Here is a 20,442-nt window from a genome sequence, read left to right on the forward strand (position 1 = left end):
AGTAACGAGCGTCTTCTGTTGCTGAGGGGAATAACGGCAAAAGACGCAGTATAACTGCGTCTTTGATTAGCATTCGAAAAGCGAAGGATTAAAAATCCATCAGTTCTTTTTCTTTATCGGCGAGAACTTCATCGACTTTTTTGATAAAGCTGTCGGTGATTTTCTGGATTTCATCTTGCGCTTTTCGCTCTTCGTCTTCGCTGATTTCTTTGTCTTTTAATAAGGCTTTGATTTTATCATTGGCATCGCGACGGACGTTACGGATAGCTACTTTACCTTGCTCTCCTTCGCCTTTAACGATTTTAATTAAATCTCTGCGTCGTTCTTCCGTTAACGGCGGGAGCGGAACACGAATTGTGGTCCCGGCGGAAGATGGGTTCAGCCCTAAATCGGAAGTTAAAATCGCTTTTTCCACCGCACTTATTAAAGAACGATCAAATACGGTTACGGCCAGGGTTCTTGCATCTTCGGCAACGACGTTGGCTAACTGGCGTAATGGTGTCGCGGCACCATAATATTCCACCTGAATGGCGTCTAATAAACTCGGCTGAGCGCGACCGGTACGAATTTTTGCAATATGCCCGCGTAATGCTTCCAGGCTTTTCTCCATCCGATCCTGCGTATCTTTTTTGATTTGATTAATCATTCTTTATTCCTTTTTATTGAGCTCGTCTTATTTCGCTTGTCAGTGGGCGATTTTACCGAATTTTACGGCTTTTTCCCAGTTTTTCATTCACAAATAATCGTACCTTCGGTTTCACCCAAAATTACATTACGTAAGGCACCGGCTTTTCCCATATTGAATACGCGAATCGGCATTCCATGATCGCGAGCCAGCGTGAAGGCCGCCAAATCCATCACTTGCAGCTCTTTATCAATAACTTCCGCATAAGTGAGTCGGTTAAATAGTTCGGCGTCGGCATATTTGGCCGGATCCCGGTCATAAACGCCGTCTACTTTAGTCGCTTTTAATACTACGTCCGCTTCGATTTCAATACCGCGCAGGCAGGCGGCGGAATCTGTTGTAAAGAAAGGGCTGCCGGTACCCGCCGAAAATATTACCACCCGTTTTTCGCGCAGCATTTTAATCGCTTCGGACCAGTTATAAGTATCACAGATACCGTTCAGCTGAAAGGCGGACATCAGTTTGGCATTAACATCGGCGCGGTGCAAGGCATCACGCATTGCCAGACCGTTCATTACTGTTGCCAGCATTCCCATATGATCGCCCACCACTCGGTTCATACCGGCTTTCGCCAGTTTTGCGCCGCGGAACAGGTTACCACCACCGATTACTACGCCCACTTCCACACCCAGTTCGACCAACTCTTTAATTTCCAGTGCCATGCGATCCAGAATCGAAGGATCAATACCGAATCCTTCATCGCCCTGTAAGGCTTCACCGCTAAGTTTAAGTAGAATGCGTTTATAAATCGGTTTGCTCATTTTTTTACCCCTTCAAGGATTCGGACATAAAATTGCGGCTATTATAAAGGATCAGCCGGCGGCTGAAAATAGCCGGCCATGATTTGGCGCAAGCTTCTAGATGGTTAGGATAAAATTTTGTACAATGCGCAATCATATTTGTGGCGGCCCTCGGGCTGCGGAGAATTTGCCGAATAAGCAAGGGAAAAAAGTGTCATTTCAGAAAGAAAAATCTTGGCTTGCTAAGTTAGTATACGGCCTTGTCGCCCTACTATGTCTTTATGCGGCGAGCCGGCTAATGTTAATGGGAAGCGGTTTTTATGCCCGTCCCGAGTGGCGGGATATTGTATTATTATCTTTGCTGATCCTTATGTTTAACAGCTCGCGTAAACTGTTTTACTGGCTGCTGCTTCCCTTTGTGTGCGTATATGCGGTTTACACCCCGGTGGGATTAACCTTTGGTGCGCCTTCATATCAATATATTGCTTCCGTTTTTGCCACGGATTTAAGCGAAAGCCGGGAATTCCTTTCTCAGCTTCCCCTGGTTAATTATGCTGCGGCGCTGGCAATAATTCTCTGCTTGTTGCTGTTTCGTCAATGTACGCAACGAGGCGGGATTTTTTTACATAAAAATAAAGTGTTTTTGGCCGCAATAACGGTATTTGTTTTGTTTCCTCAGGCGCCGTTTAAATTCGTCAGGGAAAGTTATCAGGCCGGCTTACAGGTAAAGAATGAATTGCAGCGTTTGAATAATATGACCATCGCAAGCCGTTGGGGCCAGTCCGCATTAAATGAGGATTCCCGCTATGAGGATTATGTGTTGGTTATCGGTGAGAGTGCGCGTAAAGATTATCATCATGCTTATGGTTATGAAACGGAAAATACTCCCTTTATGAGTACTGCGCCCGTTACTCTGGTAGACGGCTTGCACGCGGGCGGTACCAATACCATCGCTTCGTTGAAGCTGATGCTGACTAAACCGGATACGCAAACATGGGAAGGGGATTATTCGCTCAATTTGATTGATCTGGTGAAGTCGGCGGGGATTAAAACCTACTGGATCTCGAATCAGGGTTATATGGGGCAGTTTGATACGCCGATTTCAGCGATTGCCAATAAAAGCGATGAGAAAATTTTTCTGAAATCGGGCGACTCTTTTAATGGAAATATCAGCGATTTCGAGTTATTGCCGAAATTCGCACAGGTACTTGAGCAACCGGTGCGGCATAAGCGTTTTATCGTATTGCATTTATACGGCTCCCATCCTATCAGTTGCGACCGGCTGACGGATTATGCAAAGATCTTTAATGATTATGAGATCGATAAAAAATACTTTAATGTTAACTGTTATATTTCGTCCATTAAAAAAACCGATGAAATGTTGCAGCGGGTATATGAGCTTTTACTGAAAAATCAGGCGAAAAAACACCGCTCTTTTTCCATGATTTACTTTTCCGACCACGGATTGGCGCATCAGATTACGGAAGACAGTATCGCAATTCACAACAGTAGCGGTAAAAGCAAACGTCATTATGATGTACCTTTGTTTAAAATTTCCAGCGACAGCAGTAAAAGAGAAGTGGACAGAGTGTTTAAATCCGGCTTGAATTTCACCGATGCCATCGGCAAATGGGTGGGAATCCGTAATCCCCGTTTAAACCCGCAGGCGGATTTATTCAATCATCAGCCGGATCCTGATGATTATGGGTTGCGGCAACGGATTGAACAGATGCAGGTTGCCGATGATCCGGCGGTTGTTATTCCGCACGCCAAATAACTGGGCACAGATATTTCGACCCCTATAAAAAAACCGGATCCAAGATCCGGTTTTTCTTTTGATTATTAGGATTAAGCTTTAGTCATTGCAGCGACTTCGGCGGCGAAATCCGCTTCCACTTTCTCGATGCCTTCACCGACTTCCATACGGATAAAGTTAGCAACGGAGGCACCTTTTTCTTGCAACAGTTCACCAACGGTTTTGCTCGGATCCATAACAAACGGCTGGCCTGTCAGGGATACTTCGCCGGTGAATTTCTTCATGCGGCCTTCAACCATTTTTTCTGCGATTTCGCGAGGTTTGCCGGACTGCATTGCGATATCCACTTGAATTTGACGTTCATGTTCAACCACATTGGCCGGTACGTCGCTTGGATTCACATATTCAGGGCGGCTTGCCGCAACGTGCATTGCAACATGTTTAACCAGTTCCGCATCGGCGTTGCTGGCGGCAACCAATACGCCGATTTTTGCGCCGTGCAGGTAGGAACCGACGACATCGCCGCTAATTGCGGCAACGCGGCGAATATTCATATTTTCACCGATTTTCGCCACTAAGGCCGCACGTTTTTCTTCAAACTGTGATTTTAACGCATCGATATCGGCGATTTTATTTGCCAGGGCATAATCTGCGATTTCGTTTGCTAAAGCAAGGAAACCGGAATCTTTTGCAACGAAGTCGGTTTCGCAGTTCATTTCAACCACAACACCGTAGCCTTCTTCAACGCGTGCGATAATTACACCTTCGGCTGCTACGCGTCCGGCTTTTTTCGCTGCTTTGGCCTGGCCGGATTTACGCATATTATCGATAGCTAATTCAATATCGCCGTTCGCTTCGACCAATGCTTTTTTACATTCCATCATACCTGCGCCGGTGCGGTCGCGCAGTTCTTTTACCAATGATGCTGTGATTTCAGCCATTTTATTGTCCTCTAATATACTTGGGATTAAATACGTCGGGTTTAACAACACAACGCATTTGCTCGGATAAACTTAATAAAAAAACAGGGTGCTTTTAAGCCCCCTGCCAATGAATTAATCACTGTAATTAAATAAGGGCTTGCGCCGCTCATACCGAAACCGGAATGCGGGATTATTCCGCAGTTTCTTCGGCAAATTTTTCTTCAGCTACGATTTCCTGAGAACGGCCTTCTTTAATTGCCGCTGCAGCTGCAGACAGATATAACTGAATTGCGCGAGTCGCATCATCGTTACCTGGGATAACGAAATTAACGCCGTCCGGGCTGGAGTTGGTATCAACAATGGCGAATACCGGGATACCCAGATTGTTCGCTTCTTTGATCGCGATATGTTCATAGTCCGCACCGATAACGAATAATGCGTCAGGCAGACCGGCCATATCTTTAATACCGCCAAGACTTAATTCAAGTTTTTCCATTTCGCGGGTACGCATCAAAGCTTCTTTTTTAGTCAGCTTATCAAAAGTACCGTCCTGAGACTGAGTTTCTAAATCTTTCAGACGTTTGATTGACTGACGAACTGTTTTCCAGTTGGTGAGCATACCGCCTAACCAACGGTGATTTACATAGTACTGCTGACAATCTACGGCTGCGGCTTGAACGGCTTCCGTGGCTGCACGTTTGGTACCGACGAATAATACTTTACCGTTATTGCTTGCGATACGAGTTAATTCAGCTAAGGCTTCATTAAACAGCGGAAGAGTTTTTTCCAGGTTAATGATATGTACGCCGTTGCGCGGACCATAAATGAAAGGTTTCATTTTTGGATTCCAGTAACGGGTTTGGTGTCCGAAGTGAACGCCTGCCTGAAGCATATCGCGCATTGAAACTTGTGCCATTATATTTTTCCTTTTAGTTGGGGTTTTGCCTCCACATACCAGATAAATCGACCGTTTGGCACCCCGATTTACCCCTTGGGTATGTGTGTGATATATGATGTTTTAACGATTATTCTGCAAAGACAAAATAACGCTGCGTTTTATACCATAAAGTGCGGTCGAAAACCAGAAAATTTTTTATAAAAACGCGGTTGCGGGGGAGTTGAGCTGCGCGGATGCCGGCGATGGGAGAATAACTCGCAGGAGATAAAAACCTCCGCAAGCGGAGGTTTTCTGGATATTACTTTTAGTTATCGTCGGCGCGTCGCATAAAGTCTTCGTTGATTTCGATTTTCGCTTTATTGCGCAGAGATTTCAGCAGATTCGCCTGTAAATTTACCTGCTGCGCCAGCCGAGCCTGTTGTTCGAACTGTTGGCGTTCTTCGGCGCTCAGTTTGCCTTCATGAACTTTATCCAGTGCGATAACCACTACATCGCCATTACCGGTTTGAGCCGCCTGATAAACGCTTTTACCCTCTGCCGGCAGCGGCATGGCGAAGATAACATTATTCAATACCGGATCGTTATTTTGTGCGTAACCCCAACTTTGAGCGGCACCGAATTTCAATCCGTTCGGGGTTTTGTCCGGATGCTGAGATAATTGCTGAACCGCATTTTGAGCCTGTGCAAGTACCGCAGATTCCGCTTTTTGACGTTTCAAATAGGTTTCAATATCCGCTTTGGCATCTTCCAAAGTGCGGGTGGTTTCCGCTTTATGCTCCAATACGCGTACCACGATGGAATGCTGCTCTCCTACGTTAATCGCTTCGGAATTCATTCCGCCTTGGGAAATATCGGAATTAAAAATTGCGTTTGCCACCGAAGGGAAATTAAGTTCCTGCGGAATTTCGCTACGTGAGAAATAACCGGTTTCGCGGATTTCCAGATTAGCCGCCTGTGCCGCCGGCTGTAGGGATTCCGGATTTTCAAACGCTTTTTCGGCCACATTTTTCTCAATGGCGTAGAATTTGCTGTTGATTAATTCCTGACGGATTGTCTGGGCAATTTGTTCTTTCACGGCAGCCAAGGGTTGAACTTCGCCGCCTTTACGTTCCAACACCTTGATAATATGGTAGTTACCGTCGATTTGTTGCGGGCGGCTATACTCATCGACCGCTAATTCCAATGCGGCATTTTCAAAAGCTTTAGGAAGATCGCCGCTGCTCAGCCAACCTAAATCGCCGCCGTTTGCTGCGGAAGGTTTATCCTCGGATTTTTCTTTTGCCAGTGCGGCAAATTCGGTACCTTGTTGTAAAGCCTGATAGGCGGCTTCCGCATCCTTAAGATGCGTGAATTGAATATGGGCGAGATGCTGTTGACCTTTGACAAACAGAGATTTGTTATCCTGATAATATTGCTGAATTTCCACGTCCGTTACTTTGACGGATTTTGCTATGGACTGTCCGTTCAAATCAAGATATTGGACTTTAACCTGCTCCGGAAGCAAAAATGCCGCCTTATTGGCATTATAATAGTCTTCTATTTCCTGTTCGCTGACAGCCTGCTTTGCAATTTCGTCTTTCAGCGGGAAAGGCGCAAGGCGGATATCGCGCTGTTGGAAGTATAATTTAATCAACTCGTCCTGTTGTTTGGCGATTTCAAAGTCGGTTTCGGCCAATCCTTCCTGCAGCTGGGATAAGCGTATTCCTTCACGTACGTAGGCAGCGTATTGATCCGGGGTCATTTCATTGCTACGCAGCAGTTGTTGGTAGAGGTTGTTGTCGAATTTACCCTGAGTTTGAAATTCCGGTGAATTGACGATATAGCGTTTAATACTTTCGTCATCGGCGGATAATTGCAATTCGTCGGTATATTGGCGTAATAATTCCTGATCAATAAGCCGGTTCAATACTCTGCTTTTGATTTGTTCGGTAAACTCCGGGGTATTGGCGATTGCACTGAAATTCGCCCCGTACAATTCGCTGAGTCGTTGATATTCCTGATTATATTGGCGCTGAAACACCTGTTGGGATATTTCTTCGCCGTTTACTTTTGCCGCGGAATTGTCTGCGGTCGCCATAAGATAACCGGCGGTACCGCTCATTACGAATGCGACGGAAATCAGACCGAATAATATTTTGGCCATAATATTATTCGATGCGCCGTGGAGTTTTTCCATTACCATAGTTAAGATGCGTCCTATATTGATTGAAATGTTCCGCATTATAATCGAAACGCAGCGGCTTTGCATATCAAAATTCGGGACCGCAGGCCCATAGATTGCCGCAGATAAAAATATCGGCACAGAGTTTTCCGTGCCGATATTGATTTAGCCCTGTACTTAATTCACCGTTTTAGTGCGTGGCGTTTTGCTTACCGTTTTTCTGGCTCTTGCCGCTTTAACCGGTTTTACCGTGGTCAGCTTAACGAATTCGACACCTTCCGGTGGGTTTTGTAAAGCGATGGATAACACTTCATCAATGGTTTCTACCGGATGAATAGTCAGATTATTTTTCGCATTATCCGGGATTTCTTCCAAATCTTTAACGTTATCCTTCGGAATTATGACGGTTTTGATTCCGCCACGATGGGCAGCCAATAATTTTTCTTTCAGCCCGCCAATCGGCAATACCTTACCGCGTAGGCTGATTTCCCCGGTCATCGCAACTTCCGATTTAACCGGATTGCCGGTCAGGCAGGAAACCAGTGCGGTACACATGGCGATACCTGCGCTCGGACCGTCTTTCGGTGTTGCACCGTCCGGCACATGGATATGTATATCGCGTTTTTCATGGAATTCCGCATTGATCCCCAATTTTTCCGCCCGTGCGCGTACGACGGTCATTGCCGCCTGAATGGATTCTTTCATCACATCGCCGAGGGAACCCGTATAGGTTAATTTACCTTTTCCGACAACGGATGCGGTTTCAATGGTTAGCAAATCGCCGCCGACTTCGGTCCATGCCAGGCCGGTAACTTCGCCGACGCGGTTTTGCGTATCCGCATGGCCGAATTCAAATCGTTTCACCCCGAGGAAATCGTGCAGATTGTCGGAATCCGCACGAATGCTCTTCAGGGATTTATCCAACAGCAGGTTTTTCACCGCTTTCCGGCAGATTTTGGAAATTTCACGCTCTAGGCCGCGTACACCGGCTTCGCGGGTGTAATAGCGGATAATATCCAGAATTGCATTTTCTGTAATGGTCAATTCTCCCGGATTCAGGCCGTTGCGTTCCATTTGCTTCGCTACCAGATGACGGGTCGCAATATTCAGTTTTTCGTCTTCGGTATAACCGGACAGACGAATCACTTCCATACGATCGAGCAGCGGGCTCGGAATATGCATGGAATTGGAAGTAGCCACAAACATGACGTCGGACAAATCATAATCCACTTCAAGATAATGATCGTTGAAATGGGTATTTTGTTCCGGATCCAGTACTTCCAACAATGCGGAGGCCGGATCGCCGCGCATATCGGAAGCCATCTTATCTATTTCGTCCAGTAAAAAGAGCGGATTTTTAACCCCGACTTTGGCCATTTTCTGAATCAGTTTACCGGGCAGAGAGCCGATGTAGGTTTTTCTGTGGCCGCGGATTTCCGCTTCGTCATGAACGCCGCCCAGCGCCATACGGACGTATTTACGCCCGGTAGCATTGGCGATAGACTGACCCAGAGAGGTTTTCCCCACCCCCGGCGGCCCCACCAGACAAAGGATCGGCCCTTTGATTTTATTCAGTCGAGTTTGCACCGCCAGGTATTCCAGAATACGTTCTTTCACTCGTTCTAGACCGTAGTGATCCGCATCCAATATTTTCTGCGCCTGCTGTAAGTCTTTTTTCACTTTGGTACGCTTATGCCAAGGAACTTGCAACATCCAGTCGATATAACCGCGTACTACCGTAGCTTCCGCCGACATCGGCGACATCATTCTCAACTTTTGCAACTCGGACTCGACTTTTTCACGCGCTTCGCTCGGTAATTTAGCCGCTTCGATTTTTAAGCGTAGCTGCTCGAATTCGTCATTGCCGCCGTTTTCACCATCGCCGAGCTCTTTCTGAATAGCCTTCATTTGCTCATTCAGATAATAATCGCGCTGGCTTTTTTCCATTTGCTTTTTCACCCGGCCGCGAATGCGTTTTTCAATTTGCATTAAATCCGCTTCGCTTTCCATCATACCGAGTAAATATTCAAGACGGGCGATAACTTCATCTCGTTCCAATACCGCCTGTTTGTTTTGTACGCTGACCGGAAGATGGGCCGCAAGGGTATCGGCCAGACGATCCGCTTCGCTGATTTCGGCTAGGGCTTTGATGAGTTCCGGCTGAATTTTTTTATTCTGTTTCGCGTAGTTGTCGAATTCCGTCAGCACCGCATGACGTAATACTTCCAGTTCTTTTTCGTCGCCGAAACGGCTTTCCAACGGAGTTACTGTGGCGGAAAAATAATCCTTATCGTCCAATTTTAAAATATTGGCCCGTTGTAAACCTTCTACCAATACTTTTACCGTACCATCGGGCAGTTTTAGCAGCTGGATAATATTTACAATGGTTCCGACTTCATAAACGTCGTTAATGGAAGGTTCTTCGATATCCGCTTCTTTCTGCGATACCAATAATAACTGTTTATCGTTTTCCATAGCCGCATCAAGGCTGCGAATGGATTTTTCTCGGCCGACGAACAGCGGCATCACCATAAAAGGAAATACCACCACGTCTCTTAGCGGGAGTACCGGTAATTCTCGCTGCGGAATTCTTTTTGCGTTCATAATTTACTCTTTATCTGTTTCTATCTGGATTGATTTAGCCGATATGGGGGTGAAAGGAAAAACTTCAAGGCGGCAGGCGGAAAGAAAGTGCGGTAAGAATATTGTAAATATAAAAAAATATCGTTTTTTTTACCGCACTTTTGTTCGGTTATTGGTGATATTCCAGCTTCGGAGGCTGCTGTTCGTCAATAACGCTCTGGTCAACCACAACCTTGGCCAGATTTTCTAAGGAAGGCAAATCGTACATGGTGTCCAGCAGTACGTTTTCTACGATGGAACGTAATCCGCGCGCACCGGTTTTGCGTTCAAGGGCTTTTTTCGCCATGGATTGCAAGGCTTCCGGCGTAAATTCCAGCGCGACCTCTTCCAGACCGAATAATGCCTGATATTGTTTGGTCAGGGCGTTTTTCGGTTCGGTCAGAATCTGAATCAGAGCCGCTTCGTCCAGTTCGCTGAGCGGTGCGACAATCGGCAGGCGGCCGATAAATTCCGGAATAAGACCGAATTTCATCAGATCTTCAGTTTCCACCTGTTTCAGCAGATCCGTTAGTTTTTCTTCATCATCTTCGCCTTTGACTTCGGCGTCAAAACCTATGCCCGTACCTACGTTAATTCGTTTTTGTACGATTTTATCCAGGCCGGCAAAGGCGCCGCCGCAGATAAACAGAATTTTTGAGGTATCCACACGCAGCATTTCCTGTTGCGGATGTTTGCGTCCGCCCTGCGGCGGAACGGAAGCAAGAGTACCTTCGATAAGTTTCAGCAGTGCCTGCTGCACGCCTTCGCCGGATACGTCGCGGGTGATGGACGGATTTTCCGATTTACGCGTAATTTTATCGATTTCATCGATATAGATAATCCCTTGCTGAGCTTTTTCCGTATCGTAATCGCAGTTTTGCAGTAGCTTCTGAATAACGTTTTCCACGTCTTCGCCCACATAGCCCGCTTCGGTTAGGGTAGTGGCGTCGGCGATAGCAAAGGGAACATTGAGCATACGCGCCATGGTTTGCGCCAGTAAGGTTTTCCCGCTGCCGGTAGGGCCGATGAGTAGGATATTACTTTTCCCTAGCTCGACGTCGTTAAGCCGGCTGTCTGCGGCACGCAGGCGTTTGTAATGGTTATAAACGGCGACCGCCAGTACTTTTTTGGCATAATCCTGACCGATAACATAGTCGTCCAGATGGGCACGAATTTCATGGGGGGTAGGTAGGCTTTCCTGTTCCTGCGCCGAGTTGCTTTCCGCGTCTTCAGGTTGTTCCTGCTGCTGTAGCAGATCATGGCATAGTTCAATACAATCGCCGCAGATATAGCCGGATACGCCGGCGATCAGTTTACCGACTTCATCCTGGGATTTTCCGCAGAAGGAGCAGTGCATCTCTGTTTCTTGTGTCATTTTATCTTTCCAAATCCTGTTCTAATCAGCGTTTGTTCAGTACGCTGTCGATTAATCCGTATTCTCTGGCTTCTTCGGCGGACATAAAGTTATCGCGATCCGTATCCCGCTCCACCTTTTCAATCGACTGACCGGTATGGAAAGCCAAACGTTCGTTCAGGGTAGTTTTGATTTTCAGAATTTCCTGTGCGTGGATCTGAATGTCCGACGCCTGTCCGCGGAATCCGCCCAGCGGTTGATGGATCATTACCCTTGCATTGGGCAGCGCCGCACGTTTTCCGGCCGTACCGCCGGCAAGCAGAAAAGCGCCCATGGAACAGGCTTGACCGATACATAATGTACGCACGTCCGGTTTAATAAACTGCATGGTATCGTAAATGGCCATACCCGCGGTTACCGAGCCGCCGGGGGAATTGATATAGATATTAATATCCTTATCGGGATTTTCCGATTCCAGGAACAACAGTTGGGCGACAATAAGATTGGCCATGCGATCTTCCACTTCGCCGCTTAAGAAAATGACCCGTTCTTTTAACAGGCGCGAATAGATGTCGTAGGCACGTTCGCCGCGTCCCGTTTGTTCGACCACCATAGGAATAACTGACATATATACCTCGTATTCGTTTGTGCCGCACCGGATTGAGGGCGCGGATAATATGCGTCCGGCTATTTTACCTGAAAAATATTGCGATGAGTAGGCGCAGATGGTCCGGACACTGTGATGCCAGAGCCTTAGCCGAAAGAAAAGTGCGGTCGTTTCCGCGAAAAAACGACCGCACCTTTGAAAATAAAGACAAATGGCGCAATTAAGCTTGCGGGTTCATCACTTCATCAAAAGTGGCGCTTTTTTCCGTAACCTGGGCTTTGGCTAATACCGCATCGACCGCTTGTTCTTCCAGTACTACATTACGGATATTGTTCATTAATTCTTTATTTTTAGAATAATGTTCAACCACTTCAGCCGGTTGTTCATAAGCGGAGGCGATATCTTCGATCATCGCTTTAACCCGTTCTTCGTCCGCTTTTAACTCATTGGAAGAGATGACTTCGGACAATAATAAACCTACCTGAACACGGCGTTTTGCCTGCTCTTCGAATAATTCGCGCGGCAGCTGAGCGGCCTGTTGACGGTTGCCGCCGAAGCGCTGTGCCGCCTGATCGCGTAATACTTCGATTTCCTGTTCAACGGCAGCGGAAGGAACATCAATATTATTCTGTGCCAGTAAGCCGTCGATCACCTGAGTTTTTACTCTTGAGGTCAGGGCGTTTTTCAGCTCGCGCTGCATATTTTTACGGATTTCATTGCGTAAATCTTCCACGGTTTTGGTATTCGGGCCGAATTTAGCAACGAATTCATCATTCAGTTCAGGCAGCTGCATGGTTTCAACTTTTTTCAGGTTGATTGCAAATTTCGCCGCTTTGCCTTTTAAATTTTCGGCATGATATTCCGCCGGGAAGGTTACGTCGATCTCGAACTGTTCACCGGCTTTATGGCCGATAATACCTTCTTCAAAACCCGGAATCATACGGCCTTGTCCCATTAATAGAACGAAATCAGAAGCTTTACCGCCTTCGAATTCTTCACCGTCGACAGAACCTGTGAAGTCCAGAGTTACGCGATCTTCCGCCGCAGCCGCAGCCTGAGATTCAATCCAGTTCGCTTGCTGTTTGCGCAGCACTTCGATCATTTTGTCCACATCTGCTTCGCTGATTTCCACAACAGGTTTTTCTACTTTAATCTGCTCCAAACCCTGTAATTTAACTTCAGGATAAACTTCGAAAGTTGCGCTGAATTGTAAATCCTTACCGCTTTCAAAACTTTCTACGGTAAAGGTAGGACGACCGGCCAGATTGACTTTCTGTTGGAACATTAAATCAAAGAAATGACGGGGTAATAAATCGTTCAATACGTCCTGACGTACGGAGGCACCGAAACGTTTTTCAATAATCTGCGCAGGCACTTTACCTTTACGGAAACCGTCCACACGAGCATTTTTAGCCACACGTTTCAATTCTTCGCGCACCGCTTGTTCTACGGTTTCTGATGGAACGCTGATGTTTACACGACGCTCAAGACCTTGAGTTGTTTCAATAGTTGTCATTCTTTTTTACCTCGAATTGGTTTACACTCGGCGAACGCTTATTACACCGAACATGGGGTTTTAATTGAAAATAAACTGGTGAATTATAGCGAGACATCGCCATGTCGTCGAGGAAATGGCGCAGAAAACGGAATACTTGCTTATTTTTTAACCGGTAAAAGTCGGAATAAGCTGAAATAATAAGAAGATGACAGTAAGCCTTGAGTTAAACCCAATGAGCGCAAGGTAAGCCCTCCAAGCTCTCAAAGCCAGGTAAATTCTCGCTAACAAAAACCAAGTTTTCATTATAAGCATGAGCCGCCATATGAATATTATTTTCTCCGATAATTTGCCCTTGCTCGGATAACTTGGCTTTGATATTGCCAAAATGGCAGCTCGGTTTGGGGTTATAGCCTAAAATGCGCAATCTCAATAAGAAATTATCCGATAGCGTTATTGGCTCGGGGAATTGGCTTTTTTGCGCACTATAAAGGATTGAACCTTTCCCTGTTTTTAACTTACCCAACCTGAGGATAGGCATAAACGGCGGGATTAGACCCGCCCTTTCGGATAGGAGGATTATGCGGCGTTCCGAGCTTCGAAGGCGGCCAGGGTATTAAACATTAACATGGCTACGGTCATCGGCCCGACACCGCCCGGTACCGGGGTGATAAATGCCGCTTTTTGTGCCGCCGTATCATATTGAATATCGCCCTTCAGCTTACCCTCGGCACAGCGGTTAATACCCACATCAATAACGATAGCTCCCTCTTTTACCCAGTCGCCGGGAATAAATTCCGCTTTGCCGACCGCAACCACCAGAATATCCGCCTGCCGCACATGCTGCGCTAAGTCCTTGGTAAAACGATGGGTTACGGTAACGGTGCAACCGGCAAGTAATAATTCCAGCGCCATCGGGCGGCCGACGATATTTGAGGCGCCGACGATTACCGCATGCTGTCCGTGCAGATCTTTGCCCGTAGTTTCCAGCAGTTTCATAATACCGTAGGGGGTACAGGCGCGCAGGGTTGGAATACGCTGACACAGGCGGCCGACGTTATAAGGGTGAAAACCGTCTACGTCTTTATGCGGCGCAATACGCTCAATCACTTTGGTGCTGTCGATATGTTTCGGCAAGGGGAGCTGCACCAGAATACCGTCGATCTCCGCATCCGCATTCAGCTGATCGATAAGAGCAAGCAGTTCTTCCTGGCCGGTGCTTTCCGCCAGATCATAAGAACGGGAATGAATACCGACTTCGGCACAGCTTTTGCGTTTGCTGCCCACATAAACCTGAGAAGCGGGATCGGCGCCGACCAGAATAACGGCCAAACCCGGTGCTCGCTTTCCGTTGGCGAGGTGAGCGGAGATTTTTTGCGCGATATCGGCTTTAATCTTTTTGGCAAGATGAGTGCCTGAAATTACCTGTGCTGGCATTAAGATGTTCCTTTGCTGTTATAGAAATGTAAACGTTTGCTATTTTCGCAAAAAAAGCGCCTGAATGTAAGCCGGAACGGAAGAAATTTAGGCGATCGGACAGAAAGTGTAAAAAATTCATTGACTGGCGGAGATAAAAAACTATAATGCATAACACTTTCGGCGAGTAGCGCAGCTTGGTAGCGCAACTGGTTTGGGACCAGTGGGTCGTAGGTTCAAATCCTATCTCGCCGACCACTTCTTTCCTGTCCATTGTATTGCGCCCTTAGCTCAGCTGGATAGAGCAACGGCCTTCTAAGCCGTAGGTCAAAGGTTCGAATCCTTTAGGGCGTGCCATTAATTACTTCAATCGATTAAATCTCAAGAGTTTTGCAAGCGGTATCGGCTTAGCGGCGTAATTGTATTTGTGCTTATCCGCCTGCGCTTAATCTTTATTTTTGCCGCAATGAGCTTTGCCGCTTAAAGTTTTAGCCCTTTTATGCGGGTCAGTAAATTTTCCAGCACGGGGCCGCGTTTAATCCGGCGCGAAACAATGGCGGCCATTTCGGCCAATAATCCCGATTTTTCAAATTCCGGACGCAGTTCGATTAATCTTCCCGCATCGATATAGGGAGCGGCTAGTGCCGCCGGCACAAAGGCCCAGCCGATATTCAGACAGGCCAGTTCGAGCAGCGTGCCGTGGTTGTTGGCAAACCAAGCTTGCGGACAGATTTGCGGGTTAAACCAAAGCTCTTGCCGGTTGCTGCGTAATAGCAGTTGGCGCTGTTCTTTTAGCATTTGGGCGGTGATTTTTTCTTGATTTGCCAGTATGTGGTCGGGAGCGGCGACAGTGATAAAGCGATTATGCTCCAAAACGAAAAAATCATAGTCGATTTTAAATTCCGGCGTTAGATAAATAATGCCTAATTGCACCTCTCCCTGCTTTACCATAGTTTCGATATTTGCACTGGTGGCGGAAATAAGTTCAAGATTGGTCGTCGGATATTTTTCCGCCGTATTTTGCAGAATCCGCGTTAAGCTTGTTAAAGGTAGGCTTTCTTCAATACCTATAACCAGTTGGTTTTCCTGTTTATTTTCCAGCGCCTCGACTTTTTGATCGAAATAATTCTTCTGTTGCAAAATGGAACGGGCAACGGGTAATAAATAATTTCCCGCTTCCGTAGGTACCGGTTTTAGCCCGCTGCGATCAAACAGAAGCTGATTTAGTTCGATTTCCAGGTTGGCAATGGATTGACTGATTCCCGATTGTACTTTGCCCAAGCGACGAGCAGTAGCAGAAAAGGAACCGGTTTCACAGACGCTGACAAAAATTTTCAGTTGTTCAAAACTGTACATTCTTTCTCCTATCAGAAATACTGATAGATTCTAACTTTATCATTTATTTTATCAAGGCATAATGCGGGTTTTAGACATGATATTTACAAAGAGGTATTGAAGATGCACACCAAAGAGCGGATATTTCATGCGGCCCTGTTCGAGCTGATTCTGATTGTGTTATCCGTTATCGGGCTGGCCTGGTTAACCGAGCATGATTCCAGGGATTTACTGCATATGACGGTGATAATTTCGCTTATCGCTATGTTGTGGAATTTTATTTTTAACTGGATTTTTGATCGCTTTTTTACCGGTGCAAGGGAAAATCGTCGTCTTACGCTGCGCCTGTTTCATGCCGTCGCCTTTGAGGGCGGACTGCTGATTTTTACCATTCCCTTTATTGCCTATATGCTGCAGGTTGACTGGTTAACCGCTTTTGTGATGGATATAGGTTTAACGCTGGCGGTTTTGGTTTATACCGTGATTTTTAATTGGATTTATGACCATCTACGCCTGAAATTCATTGCCGCCGTTCCCTGTTCCTCCCGTTAAGCGGAAAGAAAAGTGCGGTGGAAAATTCAAAAGTTTTTTGGCCTATTTTGCAACTCAGGGCGGAAGCGGGTAGAATAGAGCGCTCCGTTATCGTGGTTCGAAATCCTCCCACGCAAAAAAACTAAGGAAACAAAATGAATATTGCAAATCCTAACGGCGATCGCAGGGCGATCGTTATCTTTTCCGGCGGACAGGATTCCGCCACCTGTTTAATTAAAGCTATTGCCGATTACGGCGTTGCCAATGTGGAAGCGGTAACCTTCAGTTACGGTCAGCGCCACGCCATTGAGTTGGAAAAAGCTCGGTGGATTGCGCAGGATCTCGGCGTGAAGCAAATTGTAATAGATACTTCGGTCATTCAGGCGATTACAACCAATGCGCTGATGGATTCGCATCAGCCCATTAACGCACCTTCGCAAGGGGTGCCGAATACCTTTGTGGACGGGCGCAACGCAATGTTTTTGCTATATGCCGCCATTTATGCCAAGGGGCAGGGGATTCGAGATATTATTACCGGCGTATGCGAAACGGATTTCAGCGGTTATCCGGATTGTCGCGATGTTTTTATTAAATCCATGAACGTCAGCTTGAATCTGGCGATGGATTATCAGTTCAATATTTATACCCCCTTAATGTATTTAACCAAAGCGCAGACCTGGCAACTGGCCGATGAACTGGGGGCGTTGGATTATGTCCGTCGCCATACTCATACCTGCTATGAAGGAATCGAGGGCGGTTGCGGTAAATGTCCGAGTTGCGTATTACGCGAGAAAGGGCTGCGGGAATATCTGGCCCGGAAAGCGGGCGCACAGAGCGAAAAAAAGAGCGGTGATTATGTTTCGAGTTTCTAAAGAATTTAGTTTTGATATGGCGCATATTTTGGACGGCCACGATGGTAAATGCCGAAATCTGCACGGTCATACCTACCGTCTGCAGGTGGAAATCAGCGGCGAGCTGCACGGCAGCGGTGCCAAAAAAGGCATGGTTGCAGATTTTTCCGATATTAAAGCTCTGGTGCAAAGGCTGATTTTGGATCCTATGGATCATGCCTTTATTTATGATACGAGTAGCGAGCGCGAATGCAGAATCGCCGCATTGTTGCAGGAGCTGGATTCCAAAACCTTCGGTATTCCGGTACGTACTACGGCGGAGGAAATGGCGCGTTTTATTTTCCAGCGTCTGAGCCGAGAGGCACAGCTGCCGGTTTCCGCCGTACGCCTGTGGGAAACGCCGACTTCTTTCTGCGAATACCGGGAATAATTGTGTGAGAAGCGAACTTATCTCGAATCCCCGCTATCCCATTGTCGAGATTTTCGAAAGTCTACAGGGAGAGGGGGCCAATACCGGTATGCCGAGTATTTTTATCCGTTTCGGCAAATGTAATCTGGCCTGTCCTTGGTGCGATACGGACTATCAACGCTTTGAGCCTATGGCTTTGGCGGAGATCTTGGAAAAAGTGCGGTCCTTTTCGGCTAAGAATATTATTATTACCGGCGGCGAACCCACTATTCAGCCGAAGATTGTCCTATTGCTGGATTGTCTGAAGGCGGAAGGCTATTTTTTGGCTATTGAAACCAACGGACTGAAACCGGTTCCGCCTCAGATCGATTATATTGCGGTCAGTCCGAAGGCGCTGTACAGCCGGCAATATGGACGGCGCTGTATCGGTTCTGCCGATGAGGTTCGTATTGTTGCTGACGGCGATGTGATTGAATTCTGTCGGCAAATCGAAACGAAAATCAAAGCACGGCATTATTACCTTTCGCCTTGTGAAAAGGGCGGAGAAATGAATTTGCTGGAAACCCTTACCCAGCTGGGTATATTGAATCAGGCACGGCAACAGCCGCACTGGCAGCTAAGCATTCAAACCCATAAACTTATCGGTATCGCATAATAAAAGCCCTGAGAATCTCAGGGCTTTGTTGTCTTGGGCGCGGCATTACAGATTATTTAAGCGCACCTGCAACCAGCGATTTTCTTGTTCGGAGGCGGTTTTCATGGCTTCCTGGTAGCTGTTTTTAGCCCCTTCTTTGTTTCCTTGAGCTAACAGAATATTGCCGTTAATCAGTAACTTACGGCTGTTCCAGGCCGGATCTTTGACCTGTTTTAAGCTTTCCACCGCGGCATCATACTGTTGTTGCTGATATTGAACAGAGGCCAGACGCAGCGCCGCCACAGAAGAAATAATCTGATCCGGCGCCTGATTTATGGCCTGAGTCAGGGCATCTTGAGCCGCTGCATAATCCTCTTGCTGCACGGCGATTTTTGCTTTTTCCAGTAGGGCGAAAGCGGCGTAGGCGCTATTGGCGTGTTCCTGAATAAAGGCGTCGAAATTTTCCGCCTGCTGCTTAGGGTCGCGGGCATAGTCGGCCATCAGGCGCTCATATTGGGCGGATTGCACCTGCATTCGGTTAGCCTGATGATCCTGCCAGTAACGCCAACCGAATACCGCCCCTATGCCTATCGCCAAAGACAGGATTACGGTTTTATAGTTTTCATTCCACCAAGACTTGATCGCATTGATCTCTTGTTCTTCCATACTGGTGTAAGCCATAAGCTGTTCCTCTTAAAATGAATCTCTAAAATAGCCGACAATATCGTCCGTAGGCAGGCTTTGCTGTTCGCCGCCCTGCAGCAGGTTTTTGATCAGAGCCTGATCGTTCTGCGCCTCGCTTTCGCCGATTACCAGGGCGTATTTGGCCCCGCTTTTATCCGCACGTTTAAATTGTTTCTTGAAGTTACCGCCGCTGCAATGGGTTTGAATACGCAGATGAGGTAATTCCGAGCGTAATTTTTCCGCCAGCCGGAAGGCCGCTCGGGTGGTGCCTTCGCCGCTGTAAACCACATAAATATCCACCGCCGCCGGCAGGCTGATATTAGGATTAACTTCTTGGACAAGCAGAACCAAGCGTTCCAATCCCATAGCGAAACCGACTCCCGGGGTGGCATGACCGCCAAGCTGTTCTACCAGTCCGTCGTAACGGCCGCCGCCGCATACGGTTCCCTGTGCGCCGAGTGCGGTGGTAACCCATTCGAAAACGGTTTTATTGTAGTAATCCAATCCGCGTACCAGTTTCTGATTTACCTGGTAGGAAATGCCCATTTCTTCCAACAATGCGCATAGGCGAGCGAAATGTTCGCGGCTATCCTGATCTAAATAATCATGCAGTTTCGGGGCATGGTTCAGCACCTCCTGCACCGCTTCATTTTTGCTGTCCAGAATCCGTAGCGGATTGGTATGCAGACGGCGTTTGCAATCCTCGTCCAATACCTCCAGATGAGATTGGAGAAAATCCACCAGTGCCTGGCGATAATTTCGACGGGCTTCCGGGGAGCCGATGGAATTCAGCTGCAGGCTGACATGATCGGCGATTCCCAAAGCTTTCCATAAACGAGCGGTCAGTATAATTAATTCCGCATCGATTTCGGGATTGGCAATGCCGAAAATTTCCACACCGGCTTGATGGAACTGGCGGTAACGACCTTTTTGCGGACGTTCGTAGCGGAACATCGGCCCCATATACCATAGGCGCTGTTCCTGATTGTAAAGTAAACCCCGTTCAATACCGGCGCGTACGCAACCGGCGGTACCTTCCGGACGCAGGGTCAGGCTTTCGTTATCGCGATCTTCAAAGGTGAACATTTCTTTTTCTACCACATCGGTTACTTCACCGATCGCTCTGGCAAACAATGGTGTGCTTTCGACGATGGGCATACGCACTTCCGCATAGCCGTAGCCGGCCAGAACGTTACGAATCTGCGTTTCCACCCATTGCCATAAGGGGGTTTCGTTCGGCAGACAATCGTTCATACCGCGGATAGCTTGAATAGTTTTTGCCACAATAGTTTTCCTATAATCAAATATATAAAAGGGTGAACGCTTAAATATTCGAGGCCC

The 20,442-nt window shown here is 47.1% G+C and carries 18 protein-coding genes, 2 tRNA genes and 1 riboswitch; of the genes, 7 read left to right on the forward strand and 13 right to left on the reverse strand.

The genetic code is table 11. The annotated features are described in order from the left end of the window. Positions 1 to 88: 88 nt before the first annotated feature. Both frr and pyrH read right to left on the reverse strand, forming a co-directional pair. A complete protein-coding gene (frr, locus tag EDC45_RS00705; protein ID WP_133542473.1) occupies positions 89 to 646 on the reverse strand; it encodes a ribosome recycling factor in 558 nt (185 codons plus the stop codon). A gap of 83 nt (positions 647 to 729) precedes the next feature. Continuing rightward, entirely contained in the window at positions 730 to 1,446 is a 717-nt protein-coding gene (gene pyrH / locus EDC45_RS00710; RefSeq protein ID WP_133542475.1) for a UMP kinase, read from the reverse strand. A 190-nt stretch (positions 1,447 to 1,636) separates the two neighbouring features. Here pyrH and EDC45_RS00715 point away from each other — a divergent pair, with 190 nt between their 5' ends. Further along, positions 1,637 to 3,202, forward strand: coding sequence for a phosphoethanolamine transferase (locus EDC45_RS00715; protein ID WP_243728750.1), 1,566 nt, complete (start codon positions 1,637 to 1,639; stop codon positions 3,200 to 3,202). A 71-nt stretch (positions 3,203 to 3,273) separates the two neighbouring features. Here EDC45_RS00715 and tsf read toward each other — a convergent pair whose 3' ends face one another. The 8 genes from tsf to folD all read right to left on the reverse strand — a co-directional run bounded on the left by tsf (position 3,274) and on the right by folD (position 14,678). After that, the gene (tsf, locus tag EDC45_RS00720; protein WP_133542477.1) at positions 3,274 to 4,122 is read right to left on the reverse strand and encodes a translation elongation factor Ts; all 849 of its coding nucleotides are present in this window, start codon (positions 4,120 to 4,122) and stop codon (positions 3,274 to 3,276) included. Positions 4,123 to 4,294: 172 nt separating this feature from the next. Further along, positions 4,295 to 5,020 (reverse strand): 30S ribosomal protein S2, encoded by a 726-nt coding sequence (gene rpsB / locus EDC45_RS00725; RefSeq protein ID WP_133542478.1) that lies wholly within the window; start codon positions 5,018 to 5,020, stop codon positions 4,295 to 4,297. A gap of 286 nt (positions 5,021 to 5,306) precedes the next feature. Then, the gene (gene ppiD / locus EDC45_RS00730; RefSeq protein ID WP_133543235.1) at positions 5,307 to 7,184 is read right to left on the reverse strand and encodes a peptidylprolyl isomerase; all 1,878 of its coding nucleotides are present in this window, start codon (positions 7,182 to 7,184) and stop codon (positions 5,307 to 5,309) included. A gap of 156 nt (positions 7,185 to 7,340) precedes the next feature. Further along, positions 7,341 to 9,767 (reverse strand): endopeptidase La, encoded by a 2,427-nt coding sequence (lon, locus tag EDC45_RS00735; protein ID WP_133542480.1) that lies wholly within the window; start codon positions 9,765 to 9,767, stop codon positions 7,341 to 7,343. A gap of 148 nt (positions 9,768 to 9,915) precedes the next feature. Continuing rightward, positions 9,916 to 11,160 (reverse strand): ATP-dependent protease ATP-binding subunit ClpX, encoded by a 1,245-nt coding sequence (clpX, locus tag EDC45_RS00740; RefSeq protein WP_133542482.1) that lies wholly within the window; start codon positions 11,158 to 11,160, stop codon positions 9,916 to 9,918. 25 nt (positions 11,161 to 11,185) lie between these two features. Continuing rightward, positions 11,186 to 11,767, reverse strand: coding sequence for an ATP-dependent Clp endopeptidase proteolytic subunit ClpP (clpP, locus tag EDC45_RS00745; protein WP_133542484.1), 582 nt, complete (start codon positions 11,765 to 11,767; stop codon positions 11,186 to 11,188). 199 nt (positions 11,768 to 11,966) lie between these two features. Continuing rightward, on the reverse strand, positions 11,967 to 13,262 hold the full coding sequence (gene tig, locus EDC45_RS00750; RefSeq protein WP_133542486.1) for a trigger factor: 1,296 nt from the start codon (positions 13,260 to 13,262) through the stop codon (positions 11,967 to 11,969). Between the two features lie 558 nt (positions 13,263 to 13,820). Further along, entirely contained in the window at positions 13,821 to 14,678 is an 858-nt protein-coding gene (folD, locus tag EDC45_RS00755; protein WP_133542488.1) for a bifunctional methylenetetrahydrofolate dehydrogenase/methenyltetrahydrofolate cyclohydrolase FolD, read from the reverse strand. A 160-nt stretch (positions 14,679 to 14,838) separates the two neighbouring features. On the opposite strand from folD, the gene EDC45_RS00760 reads away from it, so the two are divergent. Then, a tRNA-Pro gene (locus EDC45_RS00760) sits at positions 14,839 to 14,915 on the forward strand. Positions 14,916 to 14,937: 22 nt separating this feature from the next. Beyond that, a tRNA-Arg gene (locus tag EDC45_RS00765) sits at positions 14,938 to 15,014 on the forward strand. A 123-nt stretch (positions 15,015 to 15,137) separates the two neighbouring features. On the opposite strand, the gene EDC45_RS00770 is transcribed toward EDC45_RS00765, so the two are convergent. Then, positions 15,138 to 16,013: a LysR family transcriptional regulator gene (locus tag EDC45_RS00770; protein WP_133542490.1), complete on the reverse strand. Its 876-nt coding sequence runs from the start codon at positions 16,011 to 16,013 to the stop codon at positions 15,138 to 15,140. 96 nt (positions 16,014 to 16,109) lie between these two features. Here EDC45_RS00770 and EDC45_RS00775 point away from each other — a divergent pair, with 96 nt between their 5' ends. From EDC45_RS00775 to EDC45_RS00790, 4 genes are all read left to right on the forward strand, one after another. Further along, positions 16,110 to 16,544: a PACE efflux transporter gene (locus EDC45_RS00775; protein WP_424960651.1), complete on the forward strand. Its 435-nt coding sequence runs from the start codon at positions 16,110 to 16,112 to the stop codon at positions 16,542 to 16,544. An 86-nt stretch (positions 16,545 to 16,630) separates the two neighbouring features. Beyond that, positions 16,631 to 16,675: riboswitch (PreQ1 riboswitch) on the forward strand. Positions 16,676 to 16,678: 3 nt separating this feature from the next. Further along, positions 16,679 to 17,395, forward strand: coding sequence for a 7-cyano-7-deazaguanine synthase QueC (queC, locus tag EDC45_RS00780; RefSeq protein ID WP_133542494.1), 717 nt, complete (start codon positions 16,679 to 16,681; stop codon positions 17,393 to 17,395). After that, complete coding sequence (gene queD, locus EDC45_RS00785) at positions 17,379 to 17,804, forward strand: 6-carboxytetrahydropterin synthase QueD (protein WP_133542496.1); 426 nt, start codon at positions 17,379 to 17,381, stop codon at positions 17,802 to 17,804. The genes queC and queD overlap by 17 nt, the downstream gene beginning before the upstream one ends. 4 nt (positions 17,805 to 17,808) lie before the next feature. After that, positions 17,809 to 18,438, forward strand: a complete 630-nt coding sequence (locus tag EDC45_RS00790) for a 7-carboxy-7-deazaguanine synthase QueE (RefSeq protein ID WP_133542498.1) — start codon at positions 17,809 to 17,811, stop codon at positions 18,436 to 18,438. Between the two features lie 45 nt (positions 18,439 to 18,483). Here the strand turns inward: EDC45_RS00790 and EDC45_RS00795 are convergent, their stop codons facing one another. Together EDC45_RS00795 and hisS are read right to left on the reverse strand one after the other, a co-directional pair. Next, positions 18,484 to 19,098 (reverse strand): YfgM family protein, encoded by a 615-nt coding sequence (locus EDC45_RS00795; RefSeq protein WP_133542500.1) that lies wholly within the window; start codon positions 19,096 to 19,098, stop codon positions 18,484 to 18,486. 12 nt (positions 19,099 to 19,110) lie between these two features. Beyond that, positions 19,111 to 20,385 carry a histidine--tRNA ligase gene (gene hisS / locus EDC45_RS00800; protein ID WP_133542502.1) on the reverse strand — a complete coding sequence of 425 codons (1,275 nt, stop codon included), beginning with the start codon at positions 20,383 to 20,385 and terminating at the stop codon, positions 19,111 to 19,113. Positions 20,386 to 20,442: the final 57 nt, after the last annotated feature.

The sequence above is a fragment of the Mesocricetibacter intestinalis genome, assembly GCF_004363295.1.
In the GTDB taxonomy this organism is placed as follows: domain Bacteria; phylum Pseudomonadota; class Gammaproteobacteria; order Enterobacterales; family Pasteurellaceae; genus Mesocricetibacter; species Mesocricetibacter intestinalis.

Coding starts and splice junctions, on each gene's coding strand:
- rpsB (WP_133542478.1), bottom strand. CDS start 5,020: ATGGCACAAGTTTCAATGCGCGATATGCTTCAGGCAGGCGTTCACTTC.
- tig (WP_133542486.1), bottom strand. CDS start 13,262: ATGACAACTATTGAAACAACTCAAGGTCTTGAGCGTCGTGTAAACATC.
- clpX (WP_133542482.1), bottom strand. CDS start 11,160: ATGACACAAGAAACAGAGATGCACTGCTCCTTCTGCGGAAAATCCCAG.
- EDC45_RS00795 (WP_133542500.1), bottom strand. CDS start 19,098: ATGGCTTACACCAGTATGGAAGAACAAGAGATCAATGCGATCAAGTCT.
- tsf (WP_133542477.1), bottom strand. CDS start 4,122: ATGGCTGAAATCACAGCATCATTGGTAAAAGAACTGCGCGACCGCACC.
- queD (WP_133542496.1), top strand. CDS start 17,379: ATGTTTCGAGTTTCTAAAGAATTTAGTTTTGATATGGCGCATATTTTG.
- lon (WP_133542480.1), bottom strand. CDS start 9,767: ATGAACGCAAAAAGAATTCCGCAGCGAGAATTACCGGTACTCCCGCTA.
- pyrH (WP_133542475.1), bottom strand. CDS start 1,446: ATGAGCAAACCGATTTATAAACGCATTCTACTTAAACTTAGCGGTGAA.
- ppiD (WP_133543235.1), bottom strand. CDS start 7,184: ATGGTAATGGAAAAACTCCACGGCGCATCGAATAATATTATGGCCAAA.
- frr (WP_133542473.1), bottom strand. CDS start 646: ATGATTAATCAAATCAAAAAAGATACGCAGGATCGGATGGAGAAAAGC.
- queC (WP_133542494.1), top strand. CDS start 16,679: ATGAATATTGCAAATCCTAACGGCGATCGCAGGGCGATCGTTATCTTT.
- EDC45_RS00770 (WP_133542490.1), bottom strand. CDS start 16,013: ATGTACAGTTTTGAACAACTGAAAATTTTTGTCAGCGTCTGTGAAACC.
- folD (WP_133542488.1), bottom strand. CDS start 14,678: ATGCCAGCACAGGTAATTTCAGGCACTCATCTTGCCAAAAAGATTAAA.
- clpP (WP_133542484.1), bottom strand. CDS start 11,767: ATGTCAGTTATTCCTATGGTGGTCGAACAAACGGGACGCGGCGAACGT.